Below are 21891 nucleotides of genomic sequence, written 5' to 3'. Positions count from 1 at the left end.
GGGGTGTGGCGCGCGCGAAACGCGTCAGACGCGGAGTCCGGCGCGCGCGCAGAATCTGCCGCCGAAGTCACACTGCGTTGAGCAGCCGCTCGGCGTCCCTCACGGCATCGAACAGTGCTTCGATCGGCGTATCGCGATCGAACACGCACAGGTGCTCGATATCGAACGGCAGCGCCTCCACGCCGATGAAGCGCACCGTCCCGCTGAACGATTCGCGCGCCTTGCCGCGGCGTACCGACGCAATGTAGTTCGGCGTGACATACAGCGCCATTGGCAGGGTCAGGGACGTCATGGCGGCCTCCGCGGCTCGGTGATGCCGGCCGGCATCCGGTCGACGAGGCCAGTCTAGCGACGACCACGTCGGCGACGCACCCCGCATCATGCAGGGACGCGCACCCCGCTTTCGACCGCCTCCTTACACCGAATGTCCCAGCACGCGCGCCACATAGTGACGGCCCCAGGCCTCGCCATGCGCAAGCGCCTCGGCGACGGTCTCGAACGGACCATGATCGCCGGTCATCTCGCCGGAATCGTCGGCCACGCGGCTGCCGTGGACCGGTTGGCGGTCGAGGCGCGTGACGCGCACGCGGATCGCATAGCCTTCGGTCGGCGCGGCGTCTGGGTCGGCGGCGTCGTCGGCGTTCGTGCCGTCGACGGCCGGGCGCGGCCGCGGCACGGCCTGCATGGCGAGCAAGTAGTCGCCGACTTCGATGTCCTTTTCCATGACGGTCGTCTCCATCGTGAGAAAAGCAGTCTGAGCGCGCCAGATACGCACGGGAAGCATGCTGTGCCGATTGTGCTACCGCATCGCGCGGCGAGACAAGCGGCCCGATCCGCCGCGATGCACTACAGTAATGCACGGCCGCGCGCATGTTATAAAGCTCCGCCCCGACTCTCATCACGCCCGGACGCCGCTGGCGGCGCCGGGCATCGACCGGATTCATCGATGAATCGCATGTCCTCCCTGCTGTTGCTGCTCGCCCTTCCGCTCGTCACGCTCGCCGGCTGCACGTCTTATTACAAGAACGTCGAAGCCTGCAAGGGGAAGATGCTCGCGGACTACCCCGACGCCGCCAGCGCGCCGCTCAAGATCACCGGCTCCAACGCCGCTTATCATGGTTCACGGGTGATCGTGCACGCGACCATCGACGACCGGAATTCGCCGCCCGCCGCCAGCAAGGCCAAGAAGGTGACGAACTACGCCGCGGCCGAATGCACGTTCACCGAGCAGTCGATGACGAACTTCCAGTGGCTGTTGCCCGCGAAGCTCGCCCCCAAGCCGCCGGCCGACGACGCCGACAGCGAGTAAGCTCACCGCAAGACCCCACCCCGCCCGCCCTGCTGCGCGGCCGCATCGAGGAGATCGAGCCATGCTGCTAGCCCAGATCACCGATCTGCACATCACGCCGCCGGGCACGCTTGCCTATGGCCAGGTCGATACGGCCGCCTGCCTGGCCCGCGCGATCGACGCGCTTAATGCGCTCGACCCGCGCCCCGATGCCGTGCTCATCACCGGCGATCTCGTCGATGCGGGCGGTCTCGACGAATACCGGCACTTGCGCACGCTGCTCGACCGCCTGGCGATGCCGTGGCATCCGATGGCCGGCAATCACGACGCACGCGACAACCTGCGCGCCGTCTTCGGCGACCGCCTGCCGCTTGCGGATCCCGCCGGCTTCATTCATTACGCATTCGATGTCGCCGAGGTGCGCGTGATCGCGCTCGATACGCTCGATCCCGGCCACGGTTCCGGACGGCTGTGCCCCGCCCGCCTGGCGTGGCTCGAAGCGCAACTCGACGCCTGCCCGGAGCGGCCCGTGCTGATCGGCATGCATCATCCGCCGTTCGCCTGTGGCATCGACTTCATGGACGAGATTCGGCTCGCCCCCGACGACAGCCGCGCGCTCGACGCGCTGCTGCGCCGCCATGCGAACGTGGAGCGCATCGTGTGCGGTCATGTGCATCGTGCGATCAGCGTGCGCTTCGGCGGCACGCTGGCGTGGTGCGCGCCGTCCACGGCGCATCAGGTCGCGCTGCAGCTGAAGCCCGGCGCGCCGGAGGCGTTCGTCATGGAGCCGCCCGACTTCGGCCTGCATCTGTGGCGCAAGGAGACGGGACTCGTCACGCACTGCATGAGCGTCGATCAGGGCGGCGGGCCGCAGCCGTTCTAGCCGCGGCGAGCGGCATGCGCGGGGCTTGAGTATCATCGGCGGCTGGCTTCCCGCGCCCTCCCGTCATGTCGACTTCGCCACCGCACTCTCACGATTCATCCTATTCGCGCGCCACGCTGTGGCTGCTCGCGACCATTGCCGGCGTTTCGGTCGCCAACATCTATTTCAATCAGCCGCTGCTCGACGACTTCCGCGCCGCGTTTCCGCGCAGCGCGTGGCTGATCGGCGCGGTGCCGGCCGCGACCCAGCTCGGCTACGCGCTCGGCATGCTCGTGCTCGCACCACTCGGCGACCGCTTCGACCGGCGTCTGCTGATCCTGCTGCAACTCGCGGCGCTGGGCGTTGCGCTGGTCGTCGCGTGCTTCGCGGGCACGCTTGCCGTGCTGATTGCCGCAAGCCTCGCGATCGGCGTGGCATCGACCATCGCGCAACAGGCCGTGCCCTTCGCCGCCGAACTCGCGCCCGCCGCCGAGCGCGGCCACGCGGTCGGCACCGTGATGAGCGGCCTCCTGCTCGGCATCCTGCTCGCGCGCACCGTGTCGGGCTTCGTCGCGCAGTACTTCGGCTGGCGCGCGGTCTTTGGGGCGTCGGTGTTCGCGTGCGTCGCGCTGGCGGTCGTCGTGATCGCGCGCCTGCCGCGCAGCCGTCCCACCTCGACGCTCTCCTACAGCAAGCTGCTCGGCTCGATGTGGCATCTGACAAGGGAAAGCCCCGCGCTGCGCGAGGCGGCGCTCACCGGCGGCGCGCTGTTCGCCGCGTTCAGCATGTTCTGGTCGGTGCTCACGTTGCTGCTGGCCGGCGAGCCGTTCCACATGGGACCGCAGGCGGCCGGCCTGTTCGGCATCGTCGGCGCGGCGGGCGCGCTGGCGGCGCCGCTCGCGGGCAAGTCGGCCGACCGGCGCGGGCCGCGCGCCGTGATCTCGCTGTGCATCGGGCTGACCGCGCTGTCGTTCGTCGTGTTTGCGGTGTCGGGACGCAGCGTCATCGGGCTGGTGATCGGCGTGATCGTGCTCGATGTCGGCGTGCAGGCCGCGCAGATCTCGAACCAGTCACGCATCTATGCGCTCAAGCCCGCAGCGCGCAGCCGCGTCAACACCGTCTACATGGTGGCGTACTTCATCGGCGGCTCGCTGGGTTCCGCGCTCGCGTCGCTCGCCTGGCATACGCTCGGCTGGATCGGCGTCTGTCTCGCAGGACTCGCGGCCACCGGTCTCGCGGGGCTGAGTCACTGGCGTCGTCGCGGACGTGCGCCGCAATGAATTACGCTTCAGCCGCGTTCGCGCGCGTAGTCATGCAGCGCGTCGAGCACGCGGTCGAATTCGAGTGATTTGTCGAAGAAGCGATCCACGCCGTAATGCAGGCATCGTTCGCGATAAGCGGGCAGCGCGTGATTGGTCAGCACCGCGACGAAGGCGTCCTGCAGATAACCCGCGCCGGCCTGGCTGAGCCACGCAAGCACGTCGATGCCCGACCCGCGCTTCAGTTGCAGGTCGACGATCACCGCGTCGAAGCGCTGCGCCGACAGCAGCGCGATGGCGTCCTCGGGCGCATCGGCGCAGGCGGCCACGCGCCACGGTCCGAGCGCATCGATGGCCTCCGTGAGGCTGCGCCGGATCAGCGGCGAATCCTCGATCAGCAGCACCGCGAGCGGCGTCTGATGCGGCGCTGCGTGGCGTGCCCGGTCGTCGGTGGTGATGTGATTGCCCACGTCGGGCGTCCTCCGGCTGAAATGCGCTGCACCCTGGGCACGAGCCGCGCGTTTGCTTCGCGCAGCGCCTGGATCCCGCATGCAGCGCCGCTATTCGATCAGGCCGTTCTTGATCGCGTAATACGTGAGGTCGGCATTGTTGGCCAGCCGCATTTTCTCCAGCACCCGCGCCCGGTAGGTACTCACGGTCTTGACCGAAAGATGCAGTTCCTGCGCGATTTCCGTCGGAATCTGGCCGCCCGCGAGCTTGCAGAAGATCTGGAATTCGCGCTCCGAGAGCAGTTCGTGCGGCCGTTCCGCGGCGGGCTTGTCGAGCTTGTCGGCCAGCGCGTCGGCGATGAACTCCGACAGGTAGCGATGCCCGCGCGCCACCGTGCGGATCGCCCGGACGATCTCGTCGGGCGCGGCGTCCTTGTTCAGATAACCGTTCGCGCCCGCCTTGAGCAGGTTGATCGCGTACTGGCTCTCCGGATAGCCCGACAGCATCAGCACGCCCTGCTCCGGCCGAATCTGCTTGATGACACGCAAGGTATCCACGCCGTTCTTGTCGGGCATGGCAATGTCGAGCAAGACGACATCGAACGCCTGCGCGCGCACGAGCGCAATGGCCTCGTCGCCGCTCGCGGCCTCGGCGGCAACTTCCATGTCGGGCTCGTCCGCGACGAACTGGCGAAAACCGCTGCGGACGATCGCGTGGTCGTCAGCTATGAGAACTCGAATCATGCGCGACATCCGTGCTGCCGGACGCTCTGTGTGAAGGTGGAGGCTCATTGTACGCACGCCATGCACACGCGACGGCGCACACCGCGCCGGATGACCCATCCGGCACGGCGTGCAGCCAACGCGGGATCGCCGGCATCAACCGTTGCGGCCTTCCAGCAGGTCCGCCATGTCGTCGGCGTGTTCTTCCTCGACGGCGAGAATGTCCTCGAAGAGACGGCGCGTCGTGACGTCCTTGTCGCCGAGATAGCGAATGATCTCGCGATACGTGTCGATGGCGATCCGCTCGGCAATCAGGTTCTCGCGAATCATGTCGATCAGGTCCTTGCCTTCGCTGTACTGCGAGTGCGAGCGCGAGGCCAGGCCGTCAGGCGCGAAATTCGGCTCGCCGCCCAGTTGCACGATGCGCTCGGCGAGCGTATCGGCGTGTTCCTGTTCCTCGTTCGCGTGTTCGAGGAACTCCTGCGCGACGGCTTCCGAATGGATGCCCTTCGCCATGAAATAGTGGCGCTTGTAGCGCAGCACGCAGACGATCTCGGTGGCCAGCGAGTCGTTCAGCAGCTTCAGCACGGTTTCGCGATCGGCGCCGTAGCTTGCCGTGACGGGACCTTCGTCCATGTGCTGGCGCGCATCGGCGCGGATCTTGTCGAGGTCGAGCACGAACGGGTCGGACGACGCTTGGGGCGCAGCTTTGACAGCAGACGATTTGGACATGTGTTTCGCTCCTGTGAATGAGTTGAGGTGTCGATGGCTGGAGCAGGAAGGCCTTCTTCATGAAAGACCGCATAGCGCCCTGCTATCCAAACACATACGCCGATGCATGCTGCATGCCCGCTCCCCCGGATCCACCGGACGACGGTCGAAAACCCCGTCCGGGACGGCTGTCGGGCGGACCGTCAGGTCCGGAGGACGCCGAGCAGCAAGGTAACGACGAACACCACCAGAAAAATGAAGAACAGGATCTTGGCAATCTCCGCCGCACCCGCCGCGATGCCCGTGAAGCCGAACACGGCGGCGATGATCGCTATGACGAAGAAGACGGCTGCGTAGTGAAGCATGGGACCTCCTCGATGAACGGGTTCAACGTGACCGGGTTCAGCGGCTCAGGAAAGAAGCCCCGCTAGTCGACGACTTTTTTCGTGACTACAAATCCCAGCACCAGGAACACGACGCAGAGAATCAGGAACAACACGAATATGAACTTGGCGATGGCGGCAGCGCCGGCAGCGACGCCCGTGAAACCGAGCAAACCGGCAATCACGGCCACGATCGCGAAAAACAAGGCCCACTTCAGCATGATCGTTCCCCGTATGAGTGATGACCGGACCATGCTAGTCGCGGCGCCGCGGGCGCGCACTCGGGCTGGCTCCTTTTTTGCTGTGGGAATCCACCGACATACGCTTTCAACCGTTGTTGTTTTCGCCCCGATTCCTTTGATCACGCCATGAGCCAAGTCCCGCCCGCCCTGCCGTCCGAACTGCTGGAAGACAAGGCGCCGCTTGCAACCGCCCGGTCGGACGCATCCGACGCAGCCGCCGCGTCCGACAGGCCGGCGCCCGCCGGACTGGCGCGCCGCGCCGCGCGCGTCAATGAATGGATGCGCCGCTACAGCTGGGCCGTGGCGATGACGGTGGCGATCGTCATCACGGTAGGCGGCCTCGTGATCCTCGAGTCGGGACGCATGCGGATTGCCGCCGAATATGAGACGGCGCTCGACGCCAAGGGCGCGACGGCACAACTGTCGACGCTGGCCGCCGACATCGCGACGCTCGTCGCCGACGAACGCGGCTTCGCCCTCGATCCGGCCGCCGTCTTCCAGACGCATTTCCGGGATACCGCGAGCCGTATGCAGCGCACGCTCGCCTCGCTGGACGCGTACTACCGGCGCATCGGCGACGACACCGCGCTCGCGAGCTTCGCGCAAGTCCGCGCCGCCGCCGTCGATGAAATCGCCCAAGGCAGCGCGCGGCTCGCCGATGCATCGAAGGACACGGGGCGCGCGAATACGCAAGCGCTACCGCCGCCCGACACGAGCGCGACGCTCGACGCCGCACTGGCCCTGCTGCGTCTCAACGAGGACCAACGGGCGCAGCACGCGCTCGATGCCAGCCGCGCCGACCAGCGCATCTCCACGCTGTGTGTCGGGGCGCTTTGCGCGCTGAACATCGTGTTGTTCCTGTTGCTGTTCCGCAATCTCGGCATCCAGCTCGACAAGCAGGCGCGCGTGCAGAAAGCGCTCATTACGCAGCAGGAAGAACTCGATCAACTGGTCTTCGCGCGCACGCGGCAGCTGGAAGCGCTGGCGTGGCATCTGCAATCCGTCAGCGAGAACGAAAAGACGGAGCTCGCGCGCGAACTGCACGACGAACTCGGCTCGATCCTCACCGCCAGCAAGATGGACGTGGCCTGGGTTCGAGGCAAGCTCAGGGACGCCGAGCCCGCGATGGCCGACAAGCTCACGCGCGCACTCGGCAATCTGGATCAGGGCATTGCGCTGAAGCGTCGCATCATCGAGGACATGCGGCCGACCGTGCTGACCAACTTCGGGCTCGTGACCGCCCTGCGCTCGCTCGCCGACGAAGCCGCGCAACGCAACGGCTGGAGCCTCGAACTCGCGCTGCCCGGGGAAGACGTGAAGCTCGGGGAAGCGGTCGAGATTGCGCTGTTCCGCGTCGCGCAGGAAAGCCTCACCAATGCGGCGAAATACGCGCATGCGAGCGGCATCCGCGTGGCGCTTGCGCTCGATGAGGAGACGGTGTCGCTCACGATACGCGACGACGGCATCGGCATCCGGCCGCAGGACCTGAAGCGCACGCAGACCCACGGGCTGGTAGGCATGCGTCAGCGCGTGTCGGCGCGCGGCGGGCGCTTCGAAATCGAGCGGGCGAGTCCGCGCGGCACGATCATCAGCGTGTCGATGCCGCGTGAACGGAGTGCGGGAGCGGTGGATCAGGCCATCGACATGACACCGCTGGCGTAGGACGATTCCCACGCCAAATGCGGAGCGGGACTACACGATAATCCCGGCTCTGCCTACAGCCGGTCTGCTGCGCCTTTTTTATGATTGTTTCTACCGGCGGGTCGGGCGCTGAAATTGCTGGGTGCACCTGCCTCATGAAATTTTGACTTTGCTACCGGTCAGACAGGCGCCTTTCCACCCGACACGATGCGCGATTGCGATTCCTGTCACGCATTTCAACTTCAAGGGGAATACACATGACTCGACTTATCGCACTTTTTCTGCTCGCCGGCACGGCGATGCTCGCAGGTTGCAACACGGTTTCGGGCGCCGGCCAGGACATCTCCAAGGGCGGCCAGGCCATCAGCAATTCCGCCGAAGAACACAAGTAAGCGCAAGACGCGCGGAGCGCCACCGGAGTGCGGCGCCTGCGTCAGCAGGTTTCATAGCGTTGATCGTGTTCCCTGTCTTCCCGCCGCTTTGCGTGGCGGGATTTTTTTTGGGCAGAACTTCGATGTCGCGTGAACAGATTTTTCGAAGTTTGAGCAGATACTTCGGTTTTGAGCAGATACTTTTTGACGATTGAGCAGATTTGCGGGTCTAAGTCGATTCGCCGGTGGCGCGCGGATTCCAAGTCCGCGTCATCAGCCCCAATCTCCAAATAAAAAACCGGCCGCAAGCGACCGGTTCTCCTCCCTCCGAACCACCGTCTGGCTTACTGCGTATCCGGCAACTCCCGCACCGGCTGCTGCGTATTCCCGCCCTGCGCCACCAGCAAACGGATCTTCTCCGGAATGAGCTGCGAAGCCGCATTGCCCGAAGGAAGCGTCGTGATCAGCCAGTCCGCGTTGTTGACCAGATCGAACGAAGCCGACGTATAGACCGGCGTCTTCGAACCCGGCAGCGTCGCGATCAGCTGATACGTGCCGCCCGACACGTAGATCGAATCCTGCTTCGTCGCGGGCACGGCGTTCTTGTAGGACACGCCGGCCATCGTCGGGCTCACGTTCGCGATGCTCGCGCCCGGCGCGATCAGATACAGGTCCAGGTTTGGCGCGTTCGTCGATGCGTTGAAGGCCCGCACCCGCGCGCTGCCCGAAAGCAGACCCTTGTCGAAGGGATCGTCGATCACCGCGATCGACGGCAGGAAGCCCGCGTCCGGCAGCGCGATCACCGTGTATTCGTGACCCTTCGCCGCGTTGTTGATGCTGGTGTCGGTGGCGAGCTGCGTCGTCGTGTTGATGGCCGCGTACGAGAAGTTGTGCTGGCCCGTGTCGATGTTGGCGAAATTGGTCGCCGTCGGATAAGCCAGGTTCGACTGGAGGATCTTGCCGTTGTCGTAGAAGTCGACGTTCGGCCCGCCAGGGAGCGCGTGAACGAAATGGACCTGGGGCTGCGTGACGCCGATCTCCTTGCCCAGATCGTCCGAACTGCCGCCGCAAGCGGACAGCACGGAGGCAACGGCGGCGAGCGCGGCTGCGGTGCGGATGAGCTTCATGTTTCCACCTTCCTTGTTGTATTCGACCACCTCGTTACGCGGACCGGTACGCGCGAACGTCCAGATGTCTACCCCTTCCCGCTCGCGGACCGACCTTCTGTTTTCCTTCCTTGCCGGTTTCGGCGGCGCAATTCAGGCCACGCATTCCGGTGCCTGCACTGAGCAATGCCCATGCCCCGCGCCGGTGCGCGCCCGCCGCGCGGGTGCCGCAAAGCCTTGCGCAGCAAGGCTTTGGAATTTGTTAGAGGAATTGTTCGGGAGAGCAGGCGAGAAACGGACGTGCAGCTGCCGCTGCCATGCGCAGAACATCGCGAAGTGGAGGTTTTTACAAAAAGTAAGCGCTCAGAGCAGCCCGCGCCGGCGATGATCGAACCAGAAAGACAGCCCGACCGACAGCAGGATCACGACCGTCGCAATGACGGTCCAGCGCGTGACGATCTCGCCCAGCAGCACCGCGCCGAGCAGCACGGCGACCACCGGATTCACGTACAGGCAACTCGTTGCGACGATCGTGCTGGTATGGCGGATCAGAAAGTTGTACGCGACATATGCGGCCATCGAACCGATCAGCATCAGGTACAGGAACGACACGCCCGCGCCGAGGCTGACATGCGTCAGCCGCTCACCGGCGGCGAATGCGATGCCCGTCGCAATAAGCCCGCCCAGTCCGATCTGCAGCGCCGTGGACATCAGCAGATCGGACGGCTGCGGCAGGCGGCCCGCCAGATGCGCGCCGCCTGCCCAGAAGATCGCGGCGCACAGGATGGCGAGCGTGCCGACCGTCGAACTGGGCGACGGATCGCCGTGGTTCAGCAACACGATGCCGATCAAGCCGAGCGCCACCGCGAACCATTCGCCGCGCGCGACGCCCCGGCCCGACAGCGCGGTGAAGATGGTCGCGAAGAGCGGCACGGTGGCGACCATCACGGCGGCAGTGCCGGTGCCGACGGTGCCCATGCCGTAGGCCATCATTCCGCTCGACAGCCCTTCAAGCAAGGTGCCGACAAGCGCCGCATTGCGTACTTCGCGCGCGCTCGGCCACACGGCCTTGCGATGCACCGCGAGCGCGAACAGCCCGATGCCCGCGCACAGGTTGCGCAGGCCGCCGAGCAAGAGCGGCGGAAACGATTCGAGCGCGAGATGAATGCCGAGATACGTCGAGCCCCAGACGAGGTAGACGACGGCCAGCGCGAGCGCTACCTGCCCCTTGAAGGAACGCGGCGCACGAAACGGAAAACGATCGGGAAAACTGAATGGCAGGCGCGGCGGCGGAAGCGCGGACATGCATTACTCCGCGACGGCTGCGCGCCGGATCGATGAGACAAAAACCGGCGAAAGCGCAGCAGCAAAAACCAGACTCAACGGCATGGCAGAACGAGGAAATGCGGGATAAACGGAGTACGCGGGAAGGGTCGCACGATGAGCCGCAAGCGCTCCGGGAAAACCCGGAATTTGCGGCGCCCGCCATTATGCAGTAAGCGCCCTGCCCATTCGAAGGATTTCGCCGATGGTTGCCAAGACGCCACGCCGCGGTGTAATGTCACGGCTGCTAACGCGGGGGTCCTGCGTTGCGCATCGCGGTTTGGCCGGCCTGACATGACCGAACCGCTTCGTGCGGCGTGGGTGAGAAATACCCTTTGAACCTGATCTGGATAATGCCAGCGCAGGGAAGCGTTCGGGCTCCATGGCCTGCCGCATCCGGCCACCTCTTCCGAGCCCGTACCTTTCCATCTCGTTCCTCCTGTTTAGCTCCTGAGTCAGTTCGGGCGGCGTCATCGCTCGTGCTGAAAAATATCGTCCCTATTGCTTCGCATGGGACGGAAGCAAGCGCCCACGCGCTCACTTCTGTCGCAAGGAGAAACAGCACATGAATGCCAATCCCAAGTTCCTGTCCGAAAACGCCGTCGTCGACGCCGCCGCCATCGCGCCGCTGCCGAACTCGCGCAAGGTCTACGTCACCGGTTCGACGCCCGACATCCGCGTGCCGATGCGCGAAATCACCCAGTCCGACACCCCCGACGGCTTCGGCGGCGAGAAGAATCCGCCCGTCTACGTGTACGACACGTCCGGCCCCTACACGGACCCGGAAGCGAAGATCGACATCCGTTCGGGATTGCCCGCGCTGCGCGGCGCATGGATCGAACAGCGCGGCGACACCGAAGAACTCGCCGGCCTCTCCAGCGACTTCGGCCGCGAGCGCGCCGCCGATGACAAGACCGCCGAACTGCGTTTCCCCGGCCTGCATCGCAAGCCGCGCCGCGCGCTCGCCGGCAAGAACGTATCGCAGATGCACTACGCGCGCGCCGGCATCATCACGCCGGAGATGGAATACATCGCGATCCGCGAAAACCAGCGGCGCGCCGAATACCTCGAAAGCCTGAAGCAGAGCGGCCCGAACGGCGAGAAGCTCGCCGCCATGATGGGCCGCCAGCATCCGGGCCAGGCCTTCGGTGCAGCGGCGTTCGGCAAGGACGCGCTGAAGGCGATCACGCCCGAGTTCGTGCGCGACGAAGTGGCCCGCGGGCGCGCCATCATCCCGGCGAACATCAATCACCCGGAAAGCGAGCCGATGATCATCGGCCGCAACTTCCTCGTGAAGATCAACGCGAACATCGGCAATTCGGCGGTGACGTCGTCGATCGGCGAAGAAGTCGACAAGATGACCTGGGCGATCCGCTGGGGCGGCGACACGGTGATGGACCTTTCCACCGGCAAGCACATTCACGAAACGCGCGAGTGGATCATTCGCAATTCGCCGGTACCGATCGGCACGGTGCCCATCTACCAGGCGCTCGAAAAGGTCAACGGCAAGGCCGAGGACCTGACCTGGGAAATCTTCCGCGACACGCTCATCGAGCAGGCGGAACAGGGCGTCGACTATTTCACGATCCACGCCGGCGTGCGCCTGCAATACGTGCCGCTGACCGCCAACCGGATGACGGGCATCGTGTCGCGCGGCGGCTCGATCATGGCGAAATGGTGTCTCGCGCATCATCGCGAGAGCTTCATCTACGAGCACTTCGAAGACATCTGCGAAATCATGAAGCAGTACGACGTCTCGTTCTCGCTCGGCGACGGCCTGCGTCCCGGCTCGATCTACGACGCCAACGACGAAGCCCAGCTCGGCGAACTGAAGACGCTCGGCGAGCTCACGCAGGTGGCGTGGAAGCACGACGTGCAGGTGATGATCGAAGGTCCGGGCCACGTGCCGATGCAGCTCATCAAGGAGAACATGGATCTCCAGCTGCAATGGTGTGACGAGGCGCCGTTCTACACGCTCGGGCCGCTGACGACCGACATCGCGCCGGGCTACGACCACATCACGTCGGGCATCGGCGCGGCGATGATCGGCTGGTTCGGCACGGCGATGCTGTGCTATGTCACGCCGAAGGAGCACTTGGGCCTGCCGAACAAGGACGACGTCAAGGAAGGCATCATCACCTACAAGCTCGCGGCGCACGCGGCCGATCTGGCCAAGGGGCATCCGGGCGCGCAGGTGCGCGACAACGCCCTGTCGAAGGCGCGTTTCGAGTTCCGCTGGGAAGACCAGTTCAATCTGGGCCTGGACCCGGACAAGGCGCGCGAATTCCACGATGAAACCCTGCCGAAGGATTCGGCCAAGGTCGCGCACTTCTGCTCGATGTGCGGCCCGCATTTCTGCTCGATGAAGATCACGCAGGACGTGCGCGATTTCGCGGCGAAACAGGGCCTCAGCGAACAGGATGCGCTGGCGAAAGGCATGGAAACCAAGGCGATCGAATTCGTTAAGAAGGGTTCGGAGATCTATCAGCCGACCTGATGCCGGACCGTTTTCAGTAGCGATCAACGGCCTGACGCGCTTCGTGTGCGTCGGGCCTTTTTTGCTGGCGCATCCGGCGCCGGCCTTGTTCCATAAGGCTTGAGCCTCTCCAGACGAATCAGGCACTTTTCCTGCTGGTCAAGCGACGAAGCGGTCGGGACAGTCGCGGCTCCTGCGGATGCCTGGAAGCCGCCCCGCCGCCGCTTCGCTCAACATCGTATTCGGAGAGTCGACATGAAAAACATCAAACAGATCGGCGTCGCTGCAACGGTCGTGGCGCTTCTCGGGGGCCTGACAGCCTGCGGCGACATGAGCACGCGTCAACGGGATACCGCGATCGGCGCAGGCGTCGGGGCAGCGGGCGGCGCCGCCATCGGCGGCAGCGGACTTTCGACGCTCGGCGGCGCGGCCGTCGGCGGCATCATCGGCAATCAGGTCGGGAAGTAATCCGGCCTGCCCGGTACGGCGAAACGCAGTCGTTTCGCCGCCACGTTTCAGAACTGACACAAACGGCCACCCGGTCATCTCCCCTTCCGACCGTCGGCCGACCGCAGCGCCGCCGTTCGAGTAAGCTGCTTCATGACGGACCCGCCCGGCAGCAACGCTTCATCATCGATCTACACCGGGCGTTACACACCGTCAGGAGCAGCATCATGGAATTCGCTCGTCTCGTTCTCCGAAGGTCGGCCGTCATCGCGGCTACGGCCACCGCAACGCTTCTCGGCGGGTGCTACTACGGTTACCCAGCCTATCCGCCTTACCCAGTTGTCAGCACCGCCTACACGCAGCGCGAGTTCACCGTTCCGGCGTCCGGCGCAACGGTAGCCACTGCGTCTTCAGCGACCTTGCCACCGCAGTATGAATACGCGATCGGCGCCCCCGATCCGAACTACTCGAACTACTACCAGACCTATCCCTACCCGTACGCCGGCTACCCCTATTACCCCGCCTATGGCGGCTACCCGGCGTATTACGGCTATGCGCCGGTTTCATTCAGCTTCGGCTACTGGGGCGGCGGTGGTTGCTGCTGGGGCCGCGGCTGGCGTGGCGGCGGCTACTACGGCCATGGGTGGCACGGCGGCGGCGGCTGGCACGGCGGCGGTGGATACGGCCACGGGTGGCAAGGCGGCGGCGGTTGGCACGGTGGCGGCGGCGGACATGGCCACTGAATTCCAACGCGCTCACGCGGCGACGTGCGACTCGCCGCGCCGACTCGGCCTGCCAGTAACAAACCTGCAACATTTTCCGGCCAACTGATGCACTCCAGCGCGCCGACGGCCTGCGTGCGCTGGAGCACTTTCCTTTTCCGTCAGAGACTTGGCGGATATCGCCAGACCTTTGGCACGAAATTGGCTAGTCGTGTCCCTCATTTGCCGTCGCGCAACGCGGATCAACGTTGCGAAAACATCGGTTCTCGGGGAGTCGGACATGATGGCCTTCGTATTTTTCCTGCTTTGGATGCTCGCCTCGCTCGGCCTGCTGACCATCTGGGTGTTCCGGCAGACACCCGTCGCGCGACGAGACGAAATCGTGCCCAACGTCGCCGAGGGTTGAGCGCCCGGCGTTATCGGCGCGGGTTAATCCGTCGGCCGACGCGCGCGTCAGGGCACGCAGATGCCCGCCGCGCCGCAATGCGCGGGCATTCACGCCTTGACGCAAACGGATCGCGCCCTATTCTTAGTGTGCGCGTTATGCGCCCGCTTAAGGCGTCAATACGCCCGCAGCGCGGACGCCCGCAGCTTTCGCATTGATGGGACGCGCACGGCGGCGAGCCAACTCGCCGCTCCTGCTCATGTCCGCAAGGAGACGCGATGTTCCATCAGATCCTCACACCGATCGCTCATTCGCTGTTCGCATCGTTCATCGTCGCCGCGCTGCCCATCTTGCTCGTGCTCGTCCTGCTCGGCTGGGCGCGCCGCCCGGCCTGGCAGGCCTCGCTCGCGGGTCTCGTGCTCGGGCTGATCATCGCGGTCGCGGGCTGGCATTTCCCGGTGGAACTGGCGCTCGATTCGGTCGCGGCAGGCGCCGTCTTCGCGCTCTGGCCGGTCATGTGGATCGTGTTCGCCGCCATCCTGCTGTACAACATCGCGCAGCGCTCGGGACGCTTCGAAGCCTTCCGCCTGTGGATGGTCGATAACCTGCCGAACGACCGGCGCATCGTCCTTGTCGTGATCGGCTTCTCGTTCGGCGCGCTGCTCGAAGGCATTTCCGGTTTCGGCACGCCGATCGCCATCACCAGTTCGCTGCTGATCCTGCTCGGCTTCCCGACGCTCGAAGCCCTCACCTTCACGCTGATCTTCAACACCGCGCCGGTCGCCTTCGGCGCGCTGGGCGTGCCGATCACGGTGCTCGGCGCGGTCACGCACCTGCCCACCGACGCCCTCGCAAAAATGGTCGGCCGCCAGTTGCCGCTGTTCGCGCTGTTGCTGCCGTTCTATGTGATCAGCGTGTATGCGGGGTTTCGCAACATGCTGCGCATCTGGCCGGTGCTGCTCGTCTCGGGCGGCAGCTTCGCGCTGACGCAGTTCGTGACCTCCAACTTCATCAGCTATGCGCTGACCGACGTGCTGTCCTCGCTCGTCTCGCTGATCCTGACGATCGCGTTCCTGCGCGTGTGGAAGCCGGTCGCGGACGAGCGCTTCGCCGTCAACGTCGACCGCCTGTCCGACACGCGCGCGACGCTCTCGGGCGGTCATGGCTGGGTGCCGTGGATCGTCGTGTCGGTGGTGGTGATCGTGTGGACGGTGCTCAAGATCTTCCTGATCGGCGACATCAAGATCCCCTGGCCGGGTCTCGACAAGGCCGTGTTCATCACGCTGTACAACCAGCCCTACGGCGCCATCTGGGACTTCCAGCCGCTCGCGACCGGCACGGCGATCCTCGTCGCGGCGATCATCACCGCGCTGCTGGTGAAGCTGCCCACGCGCGACTTCACCGCGGCGATCGGCGATACGTGGGTGCAGACGCGCATCGCGATCCTCACGGTAGCGACCATCGTCGGACTGGCTTACCTGATGAACTACTCCGGGATGAACTACACGCTCGGACTGGGCGTGGCGTCGGTGGGCGCGTTCTTTCCGCTGGTCTCGGCGTTCCTCGGCTGGGTAGCGGTGTTCCTGTCGGGCAGCGATACCTCGGGCAACGCGCTGTTCGGCAACCTGCAGGTGGTGGCGGCGAACCAGCTGAATCTCAATCCGGTGCTGATGGCGGCGACCAATTCGTCGGGCGGCGTGATGGGCAAGATGATCTCGCCGCAGAACATTGCGACGGGCGTCGCCACGACGGAACTCAAGGGACGCGAGGGTCTCGTGTTCGCGCGCACCTTCTGGCATTCGATCCTGCTCACGGTGCTGCTGGGCGTGCTCGTATGGCTGCAGCAGAACGTGCTGACGTGGATGATTCCGCTGCATTGACGACGCGGCGGGGGCGGCTTCTACCGGTTCTTGCGCTCTCTTCCGGCGGATGACCGGATGGGTACGAGCCGGTGTTAGCATGCGCGGACTTTCGTTGCAATCCCGACGTCCGTCCCGCCATGTCCCTCGCCAATGTGTTGCAACTGATCGTGCTCGCCGCCCTGTGGGGCGCATCGTTTCTCTTTATCCGCGTGGGGGTCGTCGAGTTCGGCGTCGCGCCGCTGATGGCGCTGCGCGTCGGCATCGGCGCGCTGTTTCTCGTGGCGATGCTGCTCGCGCGACGTCCACTCGACGCCACGCTTGCGACGCTGCGCCGCTGCTGGCTGCCGTTGCTGGTCGTCGGCATTCTCAATTCCGCCGCGCCGTTCTGCCTGTTCGCCTATGCCGAGCTGACGCTCTCGGCCGGCGCGACTTCCGTCATCAACGCGACCACGCCTTTATGGGGCGCCCTGGTGGCGTATGTGTGGCTCAGGGACCGCCTGACGACCGTGCGCACCATCGGCATGGCGATCGGTTTCGCGGGCGTGCTGGTGCTCGTGTGGAACCAGATTGCGCCCGCTTCCGCGCCGGACGCTGCGGGCGTGGGCGGCGCTTCCGTCGTGCCGGTGCAGGGCTTGCTCGCAGCGGCCGCGGCGCTGGCGGCGGCTGCGCTTTACGGCGTGGCGGGCAACTTCGCCAAGCGTTATCTGTTGGACGTCGATGCCCTCACCAACGCCGCCGGCAGCATGCTCGGCGCAACCCTCACGCTGGCGCCGCTCGCGTGTCTCACGTGGCCCGCGGCGCCGGTATCCGGACAGGCATGGGGCGCGGTGCTGGCGCTGGGCATCGGCTGCACGGGTATCGCCTACTTCATCTACTTTCATCTGGTCGCCGTTGCCGGTCCTGCGCGTGCGATGACGGTGACCTTCGTGATTCCGCTCTTCGGCATCCTGTGGGGCGCATGGTTTCTCGGCGAACCCGTCTCGCTCGCGATGATTGCCGGCTGCGGGATCGTGCTCGCGGGCACCGCGCTCGCCACTGGCGCGCTCGGACGCCTGCCGTTGCGCCGACGCAAGCTCGCGCGGTGAACTAGACTTTTCCTGTGCCGCGCGGCTCGCCGAGGGTCGTGCGAAGCCGCGTCATCTTTCGCGCCTTGCGCCCGGAGCCGCCGCCATGGGAATGTCGTTTGCCGGTATCAAGCACGAGATGCTCAAGATGGTGCCGCCCACCGTCTTTTTCTTCGTGCTGCTGCATGTGGTGATCCTCGTCCGCGCGCTGATGGTGAGGGGCACCGGCATCTCGCTGCCGACCTCGTTCTCGGTCATCGTCGCGTCGCTGATTCTCGGCAAGGCGGTCTTGCTGGCCAACATGCTGCCGTTCATCAATCGCTATCCGGAGCGGCCCTTGATCTGGAATGCCGCGTGGAAGACGCTCATCTATACGGTCGTCGCGGGGCTGCTGCATTACCTCGAACGTCTGTTCGAGTTCTGGAAGGAGACGCACAGTCTGGGCGCCGCGCATCATGAATTGATCGGGCAGATCAACTGGCCGCAGTTCTGGGCGGTGCAAATCCTGCTCGTGCTGATGATCGGCAATTACTGTGTCTTTGCCGAGCTTGCCCGGGTGCTGGGCGGCGACACGATGAAGCGTTATTTTCTGGGTCCGCGTGTTGGGCAGCCGCCTGGGTTGCGGCGGGGCTGAAATGTGCCTGGGCCGTCTCGGCGGCCTTATTCGCCGCGCACGGGGCCACGGCCCGCCTTGATCGCGCCGCGCTTCACCTTGCCTTCGACGCGCCGCAGCTGCGACCCGCGCGTCGGCTTCGTGGCGATGCGTGTGCGGCGCGTGACGCTGACGCTGTCGATGAGTTCGTCGAGACGGGCGAGCGCGGCCGCGCGATTCATGTCCTGCGTGCGATGTTCCTGCGACTTGATGATGATGACGCCTTCACGCGTGATGCGGCTGTCGGAGAGTGCGAGGAGTCGCGTCTTGATGTGTTCGGGCAGGGATGATGCGCGGATGTCGAAGCGGAGGTGAATCGCGCTCGATACCTTGTTGACGTTCTGGCCGCCCGCGCCCTGGGCACGCACGGCGGTGAGTTCTACTTCGCTCGGCGGGACGGTTAGGCTTCCGGTCATCGGCATTGGTCCGCTCCTGTCGGGCGGGGTTTTTTGCGGGGGTCGGTGCGGTTCATGCCTGCGGCGCGATGGTTCGGTTGATTTGCTGGTCAGTGCCAGCATAGCAAAGCGGGGGTTGTCGCTCTGGGTCTTCGCGTTCGGGGTTTTGGTTTGGGTTTGGGTTCGCCTGCGCTTCTATGGACTTCCTGTGTTCGCGTAGGTTTATTAGCACTGCCCCTCCCCGGGGCGGGGGTAACTTTCTTTGCCGCTGCAAAGAAAGTCACCAAAGAAAGCAGCTTTTCTTCTCACCCAGCGTCATTTAGCGGCACGACACAGAACCACGTTTCTGGCACTGCAGTAGAGAGTGCCCTCATAAGCCACACCCGGCGTGGATCGCGGACCCACTGTGCAGCCGCGCTCTCAAACGAACTGGTACAGCCCCTCAAAGCTCCGGCGCAGCGCTACGCGCCGCCGACCGGTCAATCGGGTCCGCCCGTGCTTCCGTGCTAACGGATCCATCTCATTGCTCTTGCCTCCCACTGGTTTCCCTTGCATACCCTCCGGCAGCGCGTAGCGCTGGGCCGGAACTCTCAGGTGCTGCACCAGTTCGTTCAATGGTGTGATGTCACAGTGGGTCCGCGATCCAAGCCCGGTGTGGCCTATGAGGGCACTCGCTAGTGCCGGGCCAGTGAGGCATTTCTGTGTCGTGCTGCTGGTGGACCTTGGGCGGTAAGAAAGCTGCTTTCTTTGGTGACTTTCTTTGCAGCAGCAAAGAAAGTTACCCCCGCCCCGGGGAGGGGCAGTGCCAATAGACCGACGCGATCACAGGAAGTCCATAGAAGCACAGGCAAACACAAAGCAAACCCAAGCGAAGACCCAGAGCGACAACCCCCAGGTATGGAACCTGCCTCCCCACCCACCCCGCATGGGTTAGACTCACCCGACTCCGTCGAACCCCGCCCCGCCGAGCCGTCAAACCCAGAAACTCGATGCGCTATTCGTTCGAAATCAGGAAGTTCATCTACAGCCAGTACTTCTTCGGCGGCCTGCGCATCGCGCTCGGCGTATCGCTGCCCGCGGTCCTGATGCTCATCGTCTTCCATAACCGCGAACTCGGCTTCACAATCGCCACCGGCGCCCTCGGCGCATGCGTCGTCGACATGCCCGGCCCGCTCAGGCACAAGCACAACGAGATGCTCGCCTGCACCTTCATCGGCTTCCTCTCCTCGCTTGCCACCGGCATCGCCACCGCGCATCCCCTGACGCTCTGGCTCACCATCGTGCCGCTGACCTTCGTACTCTCGCTGATCGTCGTCTACGGCAACCGCTGGCCGCAGATCAGCTTCGCGACTTTGTTCATGATGGTCGTCACGCTCGAAGAGCATTTCACGCCGCTGCAGGCGCTCATCAATTCTTCCTGGATCCTGCTCGGCGGTCTCTGGTACACCTACTGGGCCACGCTCGTGAGCCGGCTGCTGGTCTATCGCATCGAGCAGCAGGCGCTCGCCGAGAGCATCTTCAGCTGCGCCGAATACCTGCTCGCACGCGCCGATTTCTACGACGGCGACGCCGATCTCGACGAGTGTTATCGCAAGCTGATCGAAAAGCAGATCGCCGCAGTCGAGCGGCAGGAAGCCGCCCGCGACATCGTGCTGCGCAACCTGCCCAAGCTGAAGAGCGGCCGGCTCGACGCGCGCCGCGCCCGGCTCTTCAACCTGTTCATCAACGTGGTGGACCTGCACGAGTTCTTCGTCGGCGCGCATACCGACTATCCGCTGGTGCGCAAGACCTTCGCAGGGTCGGACGTGCTGATCTTCTATCGCGATCTGATGCGCAAGGCTGCCGCCGATCTCGAGGAAATCGGCCTCGCCGTGCTGCAGAACAATGCCGCCGGCCGGCAGATCAGCATGAAGGCGGAACTGCGCGCGATCGAATACGAACTGGAACTGATGCGCAAGAACGGCCTGCCCGAGAAGAATCCGGAAGCCTACGCGGCCGCGGCGGCCGTGTTCCGCCGCCTGTGGAGCGCGACGCGCCTCATCGACAAGATGCGCCGCCGCACCCGCGACGACGCCAGCCCCACCGAAACCGAAGTCCAGATCGATCACGCGCTGTCACGCTTCATATCCAGCCGGCGCGTGCCGTTCATGCAGATCTTCTCGAACCTGACGATGTCGTCGCCGAGCTTCAGACACGCGCTGCGCGTGACGATCGCCGTCGGCGCGGGCTTCTGGCTCGGCCGGCTGCTGCCGCTCACCAACGCCTACTGGATCGTGATGACCACCGTCATCATCCTGAAGCCCGGCTACTCGCTGACGAAACAGCGCAACACGCAGCGGATCATCGGCACGGCCATCGGCTGCGGCGTGACCATCGCGCTCATCCTGTTCGTCAAGGAGCCGCATATCCTGCTCATCGTGATGTTCGCGTCGATGGTGATGAGCTACAGCCTGCTGCTGTTCAACTATGCGGCGAGCGTCGTGTTCACGTCGTCGTACGTGCTGTTGATGTTCCATCTGCTCGCGCCCGGCAGCCTGAGGTTGATCGGCGAGCGCGCGATCGATACGGTGGTGGGCTGCGCCATCGCCATCACGGCCAGCCATCTGTTCCCCTACTGGGAATACCGGCTGATGGGCAAGCTCGTGAAGGATCTCCTGTCCGCCACGCGCAACTATCTGGAAGCGAGCTGGTGGTGGAAGGCCAAGGCATCCGCGCAGCCGGACAAGGCGCGCGCCGCCGCGCCGGAGACGGCAGTCAATCCCGCCGTGTTCGCCGACGCCAACGCAGGCGTCGCAGCGTCATCCCCGGATGAGCCCGTCGCCGCGCCCGCCACCGCCGAAGCAGCGAACGAGCCCGTCGCCGCCACGCCGCCGCTCGATCCCGAAGTCGTCGCGGACTCGGCCGTGAAGGCCGCCAACGCAACGGCGCAGAAGCTGGCGGCGGTGAGCATCGGCGAGAGCACGGCGGCGACGGCCAGCAAGGGCGCGTCCGCCGCCGCGACGGTCGCCGCCACCGCACTGGACCGGGATTTCCGCTATCGGCTGGCGCGCAAGAACGTGCACATCGCCTTCGCCAATCTGGCACAGGCCTTCCAGCGCATGATGCTCGAACCGAAGGCGCAGCAGCGTTACGTGGCGGAGTTGAACGACCTGCTGGTGCAGAGCCACGTGCTCGCGTCGCAGATCACGGCGGCCGCGCCGCTATTGCAATCGCTCAACGAAAGCTCGGGCCAGGACGGTCAGCGCTTCGAGCCGGTGCAGCGCACCTTCGGCATGGTTCGCGAGCATCTGGCCGACGCGCAGGACGAACTGCCGGCCGCGCCTCAACCGGACGCGGCACCGGCGCAGAGCGATGCGCTGAAGGAACTGCGCCGCGAACTCGACGCGATGGTCAACCAGGCCGAACGCGCGCAGGCGCTGCCGCCCGACGCGCTCCACGACCTCAAGCTGCTGGCGCATCAATGCAAGCAGATGCTGAGCGCGTCGGCGCTGATCAGCAAGGACGCGACGCAGATCCGCTTGCCGGTGTAA

23 protein-coding genes and 1 riboswitch are annotated in these 21891 nt (G+C 65.1%); of the genes, 13 read left to right on the top strand and 10 right to left on the bottom strand.

What is annotated here, in order from left to right; translation table 11 throughout:
- Positions 1-67: 67 nt before the first annotated feature.
- Together QCE64_RS04545 and QCE64_RS04540 are read right to left on the bottom strand one after the other, a co-directional pair.
- Positions 68-292, bottom strand: a complete 225-nt coding sequence (locus QCE64_RS04545; protein ID WP_309914957.1) for a hypothetical protein — start codon at positions 290-292, stop codon at positions 68-70.
- Positions 293-415: 123 nt separating this feature from the next.
- Complete coding sequence (locus QCE64_RS04540) at positions 416-724, bottom strand: hypothetical protein (RefSeq protein ID WP_310002834.1); 309 nt, start codon at positions 722-724, stop codon at positions 416-418.
- A 222-nt stretch (positions 725-946) separates the two neighbouring features.
- On the opposite strand from QCE64_RS04540, the gene QCE64_RS04535 reads away from it, so the two are divergent.
- From QCE64_RS04535 to QCE64_RS04525, 3 genes are all read left to right on the top strand, one after another.
- Positions 947-1309 (top strand): hypothetical protein, encoded by a 363-nt coding sequence (locus QCE64_RS04535; RefSeq protein ID WP_309914952.1) that lies wholly within the window; start codon positions 947-949, stop codon positions 1307-1309.
- Between the two features lie 61 nt (positions 1310-1370).
- Positions 1371-2171, top strand: a complete 801-nt coding sequence (locus QCE64_RS04530; RefSeq protein ID WP_310002833.1) for a phosphodiesterase — start codon at positions 1371-1373, stop codon at positions 2169-2171.
- A gap of 65 nt (positions 2172-2236) precedes the next feature.
- A complete protein-coding gene (locus QCE64_RS04525) occupies positions 2237-3430 on the top strand; it encodes an MFS transporter (protein ID WP_310002831.1) in 1194 nt (397 codons plus the stop codon).
- 8 nt (positions 3431-3438) lie between these two features.
- On the opposite strand, the gene QCE64_RS04520 is transcribed toward QCE64_RS04525, so the two are convergent.
- From QCE64_RS04520 to QCE64_RS04500, 5 genes are all read right to left on the bottom strand, one after another.
- Complete coding sequence (locus tag QCE64_RS04520; protein WP_309914943.1) at positions 3439-3879, bottom strand: response regulator; 441 nt, start codon at positions 3877-3879, stop codon at positions 3439-3441.
- Positions 3880-3969: 90 nt separating this feature from the next.
- Entirely contained in the window at positions 3970-4602 is a 633-nt protein-coding gene (locus tag QCE64_RS04515; RefSeq protein WP_309807885.1) for a response regulator transcription factor, read from the bottom strand.
- A 135-nt stretch (positions 4603-4737) separates the two neighbouring features.
- The gene (locus QCE64_RS04510; RefSeq protein ID WP_309914940.1) at positions 4738-5313 is read right to left on the bottom strand and encodes a ferritin-like domain-containing protein; all 576 of its coding nucleotides are present in this window, start codon (positions 5311-5313) and stop codon (positions 4738-4740) included.
- Between the two features lie 182 nt (positions 5314-5495).
- Entirely contained in the window at positions 5496-5657 is a 162-nt protein-coding gene (locus tag QCE64_RS04505; RefSeq protein ID WP_309914936.1) for a DUF1328 family protein, read from the bottom strand.
- Positions 5658-5719: 62 nt separating this feature from the next.
- A complete protein-coding gene (locus QCE64_RS04500) occupies positions 5720-5896 on the bottom strand; it encodes a DUF1328 domain-containing protein (protein WP_309807883.1) in 177 nt (58 codons plus the stop codon).
- Between the two features lie 147 nt (positions 5897-6043).
- Here QCE64_RS04500 and QCE64_RS04495 point away from each other — a divergent pair, with 147 nt between their 5' ends.
- Both QCE64_RS04495 and QCE64_RS04490 read left to right on the top strand, forming a co-directional pair.
- Positions 6044-7579, top strand: coding sequence for a sensor histidine kinase (locus QCE64_RS04495; protein WP_310002828.1), 1536 nt, complete (start codon positions 6044-6046; stop codon positions 7577-7579).
- Positions 7580-7815: 236 nt separating this feature from the next.
- A complete protein-coding gene (locus QCE64_RS04490) occupies positions 7816-7950 on the top strand; it encodes an entericidin A/B family lipoprotein (RefSeq protein WP_309831493.1) in 135 nt (44 codons plus the stop codon).
- Positions 7951-8273: 323 nt separating this feature from the next.
- On the opposite strand, the gene QCE64_RS04485 is transcribed toward QCE64_RS04490, so the two are convergent.
- The gene (locus QCE64_RS04485) at positions 8274-9056 is read right to left on the bottom strand and encodes a DUF4397 domain-containing protein (RefSeq protein WP_309807879.1); all 783 of its coding nucleotides are present in this window, start codon (positions 9054-9056) and stop codon (positions 8274-8276) included.
- Between the two features lie 342 nt (positions 9057-9398).
- Positions 9399-10340 carry an EamA family transporter gene (locus QCE64_RS04480; RefSeq protein WP_309914931.1) on the bottom strand — a complete coding sequence of 314 codons (942 nt, stop codon included), beginning with the start codon at positions 10338-10340 and terminating at the stop codon, positions 9399-9401.
- Between the two features lie 262 nt (positions 10341-10602).
- Positions 10603-10744: riboswitch (TPP riboswitch) on the top strand.
- Between the two features lie 179 nt (positions 10745-10923).
- Between QCE64_RS04480 and thiC the strand changes: the two genes are divergently transcribed.
- The 7 genes from thiC to QCE64_RS04445 all read left to right on the top strand — a co-directional run bounded on the left by thiC (position 10924) and on the right by QCE64_RS04445 (position 17948).
- A complete protein-coding gene (gene thiC / locus QCE64_RS04475; protein WP_309914928.1) occupies positions 10924-12855 on the top strand; it encodes a phosphomethylpyrimidine synthase ThiC in 1932 nt (643 codons plus the stop codon).
- A 234-nt stretch (positions 12856-13089) separates the two neighbouring features.
- Positions 13090-13302 (top strand): glycine zipper 2TM domain-containing protein, encoded by a 213-nt coding sequence (locus tag QCE64_RS04470; RefSeq protein ID WP_309914925.1) that lies wholly within the window; start codon positions 13090-13092, stop codon positions 13300-13302.
- A 206-nt stretch (positions 13303-13508) separates the two neighbouring features.
- The gene (locus tag QCE64_RS04465; RefSeq protein WP_310002826.1) at positions 13509-14024 is read left to right on the top strand and encodes a hypothetical protein; all 516 of its coding nucleotides are present in this window, start codon (positions 13509-13511) and stop codon (positions 14022-14024) included.
- 259 nt (positions 14025-14283) lie between these two features.
- The gene (locus QCE64_RS04460) at positions 14284-14409 is read left to right on the top strand and encodes a hypothetical protein (protein ID WP_310002823.1); all 126 of its coding nucleotides are present in this window, start codon (positions 14284-14286) and stop codon (positions 14407-14409) included.
- 257 nt (positions 14410-14666) lie between these two features.
- Entirely contained in the window at positions 14667-16268 is a 1602-nt protein-coding gene (locus tag QCE64_RS04455) for an L-lactate permease (RefSeq protein WP_310002821.1), read from the top strand.
- Between the two features lie 119 nt (positions 16269-16387).
- A complete protein-coding gene (locus QCE64_RS04450) occupies positions 16388-17335 on the top strand; it encodes a DMT family transporter (RefSeq protein WP_309914912.1) in 948 nt (315 codons plus the stop codon).
- Between the two features lie 85 nt (positions 17336-17420).
- A complete protein-coding gene (locus tag QCE64_RS04445; RefSeq protein WP_309807869.1) occupies positions 17421-17948 on the top strand; it encodes a hypothetical protein in 528 nt (175 codons plus the stop codon).
- A 26-nt stretch (positions 17949-17974) separates the two neighbouring features.
- On the opposite strand, the gene arfB is transcribed toward QCE64_RS04445, so the two are convergent.
- Positions 17975-18388 carry an alternative ribosome rescue aminoacyl-tRNA hydrolase ArfB gene (gene arfB / locus QCE64_RS04440; RefSeq protein ID WP_404987294.1) on the bottom strand — a complete coding sequence of 138 codons (414 nt, stop codon included), beginning with the start codon at positions 18386-18388 and terminating at the stop codon, positions 17975-17977.
- Positions 18389-19350: 962 nt separating this feature from the next.
- Here arfB and QCE64_RS04435 point away from each other — a divergent pair.
- On the top strand, positions 19351-21891 hold the full coding sequence (locus QCE64_RS04435) for an FUSC family membrane protein (protein WP_310002817.1): 2541 nt from the start codon (positions 19351-19353) through the stop codon (positions 21889-21891).

Origin of the sequence: Caballeronia sp. LZ043, assembly GCF_031451075.1 — a bacterium.
Classification (GTDB): domain Bacteria; phylum Pseudomonadota; class Gammaproteobacteria; order Burkholderiales; family Burkholderiaceae; genus Caballeronia.
The sequence above is the reverse complement of the archived record's forward strand: the minus strand, read 5'-3'. Positions and strand labels throughout refer to the sequence as shown.

What these genes read in the sequence shown, in the direction of transcription:
- QCE64_RS04545 (WP_309914957.1), bottom strand. Translation starts at nt 292, where the DNA reads ATGACGTCCCTGACCCTGCCAATGGCGCTGTATGTCACGCCGAACTAC.
- QCE64_RS04450 (WP_309914912.1), top strand. Translation starts at nt 16,388, where the DNA reads ATGTCCCTCGCCAATGTGTTGCAACTGATCGTGCTCGCCGCCCTGTGG.
- QCE64_RS04515 (WP_309807885.1), bottom strand. Translation starts at nt 4,602, where the DNA reads ATGATTCGAGTTCTCATAGCTGACGACCACGCGATCGTCCGCAGCGGT.
- QCE64_RS04470 (WP_309914925.1), top strand. Translation starts at nt 13,090, where the DNA reads ATGAAAAACATCAAACAGATCGGCGTCGCTGCAACGGTCGTGGCGCTT.
- QCE64_RS04530 (WP_310002833.1), top strand. Translation starts at nt 1,371, where the DNA reads ATGCTGCTAGCCCAGATCACCGATCTGCACATCACGCCGCCGGGCACG.
- QCE64_RS04540 (WP_310002834.1), bottom strand. Translation starts at nt 724, where the DNA reads ATGGAAAAGGACATCGAAGTCGGCGACTACTTGCTCGCCATGCAGGCC.
- QCE64_RS04445 (WP_309807869.1), top strand. Translation starts at nt 17,421, where the DNA reads ATGGGAATGTCGTTTGCCGGTATCAAGCACGAGATGCTCAAGATGGTG.
- QCE64_RS04455 (WP_310002821.1), top strand. Translation starts at nt 14,667, where the DNA reads ATGTTCCATCAGATCCTCACACCGATCGCTCATTCGCTGTTCGCATCG.
- QCE64_RS04465 (WP_310002826.1), top strand. Translation starts at nt 13,509, where the DNA reads ATGGAATTCGCTCGTCTCGTTCTCCGAAGGTCGGCCGTCATCGCGGCT.
- QCE64_RS04535 (WP_309914952.1), top strand. Translation starts at nt 947, where the DNA reads ATGAATCGCATGTCCTCCCTGCTGTTGCTGCTCGCCCTTCCGCTCGTC.
- thiC (WP_309914928.1), top strand. Translation starts at nt 10,924, where the DNA reads ATGAATGCCAATCCCAAGTTCCTGTCCGAAAACGCCGTCGTCGACGCC.
- QCE64_RS04500 (WP_309807883.1), bottom strand. Translation starts at nt 5,896, where the DNA reads ATGCTGAAGTGGGCCTTGTTTTTCGCGATCGTGGCCGTGATTGCCGGT.
- arfB (WP_404987294.1), bottom strand. Translation starts at nt 18,388, where the DNA reads ATGCCGATGACCGGAAGCCTAACCGTCCCGCCGAGCGAAGTAGAACTC.
- QCE64_RS04505 (WP_309914936.1), bottom strand. Translation starts at nt 5,657, where the DNA reads ATGCTTCACTACGCAGCCGTCTTCTTCGTCATAGCGATCATCGCCGCC.
- QCE64_RS04485 (WP_309807879.1), bottom strand. Translation starts at nt 9,056, where the DNA reads ATGAAGCTCATCCGCACCGCAGCCGCGCTCGCCGCCGTTGCCTCCGTG.
- QCE64_RS04510 (WP_309914940.1), bottom strand. Translation starts at nt 5,313, where the DNA reads ATGTCCAAATCGTCTGCTGTCAAAGCTGCGCCCCAAGCGTCGTCCGAC.
- QCE64_RS04525 (WP_310002831.1), top strand. Translation starts at nt 2,237, where the DNA reads ATGTCGACTTCGCCACCGCACTCTCACGATTCATCCTATTCGCGCGCC.
- QCE64_RS04460 (WP_310002823.1), top strand. Translation starts at nt 14,284, where the DNA reads ATGATGGCCTTCGTATTTTTCCTGCTTTGGATGCTCGCCTCGCTCGGC.
- QCE64_RS04435 (WP_310002817.1), top strand. Translation starts at nt 19,351, where the DNA reads ATGCGCTATTCGTTCGAAATCAGGAAGTTCATCTACAGCCAGTACTTC.
- QCE64_RS04490 (WP_309831493.1), top strand. Translation starts at nt 7,816, where the DNA reads ATGACTCGACTTATCGCACTTTTTCTGCTCGCCGGCACGGCGATGCTC.
- QCE64_RS04495 (WP_310002828.1), top strand. Translation starts at nt 6,044, where the DNA reads ATGAGCCAAGTCCCGCCCGCCCTGCCGTCCGAACTGCTGGAAGACAAG.
- QCE64_RS04480 (WP_309914931.1), bottom strand. Translation starts at nt 10,340, where the DNA reads ATGTCCGCGCTTCCGCCGCCGCGCCTGCCATTCAGTTTTCCCGATCGT.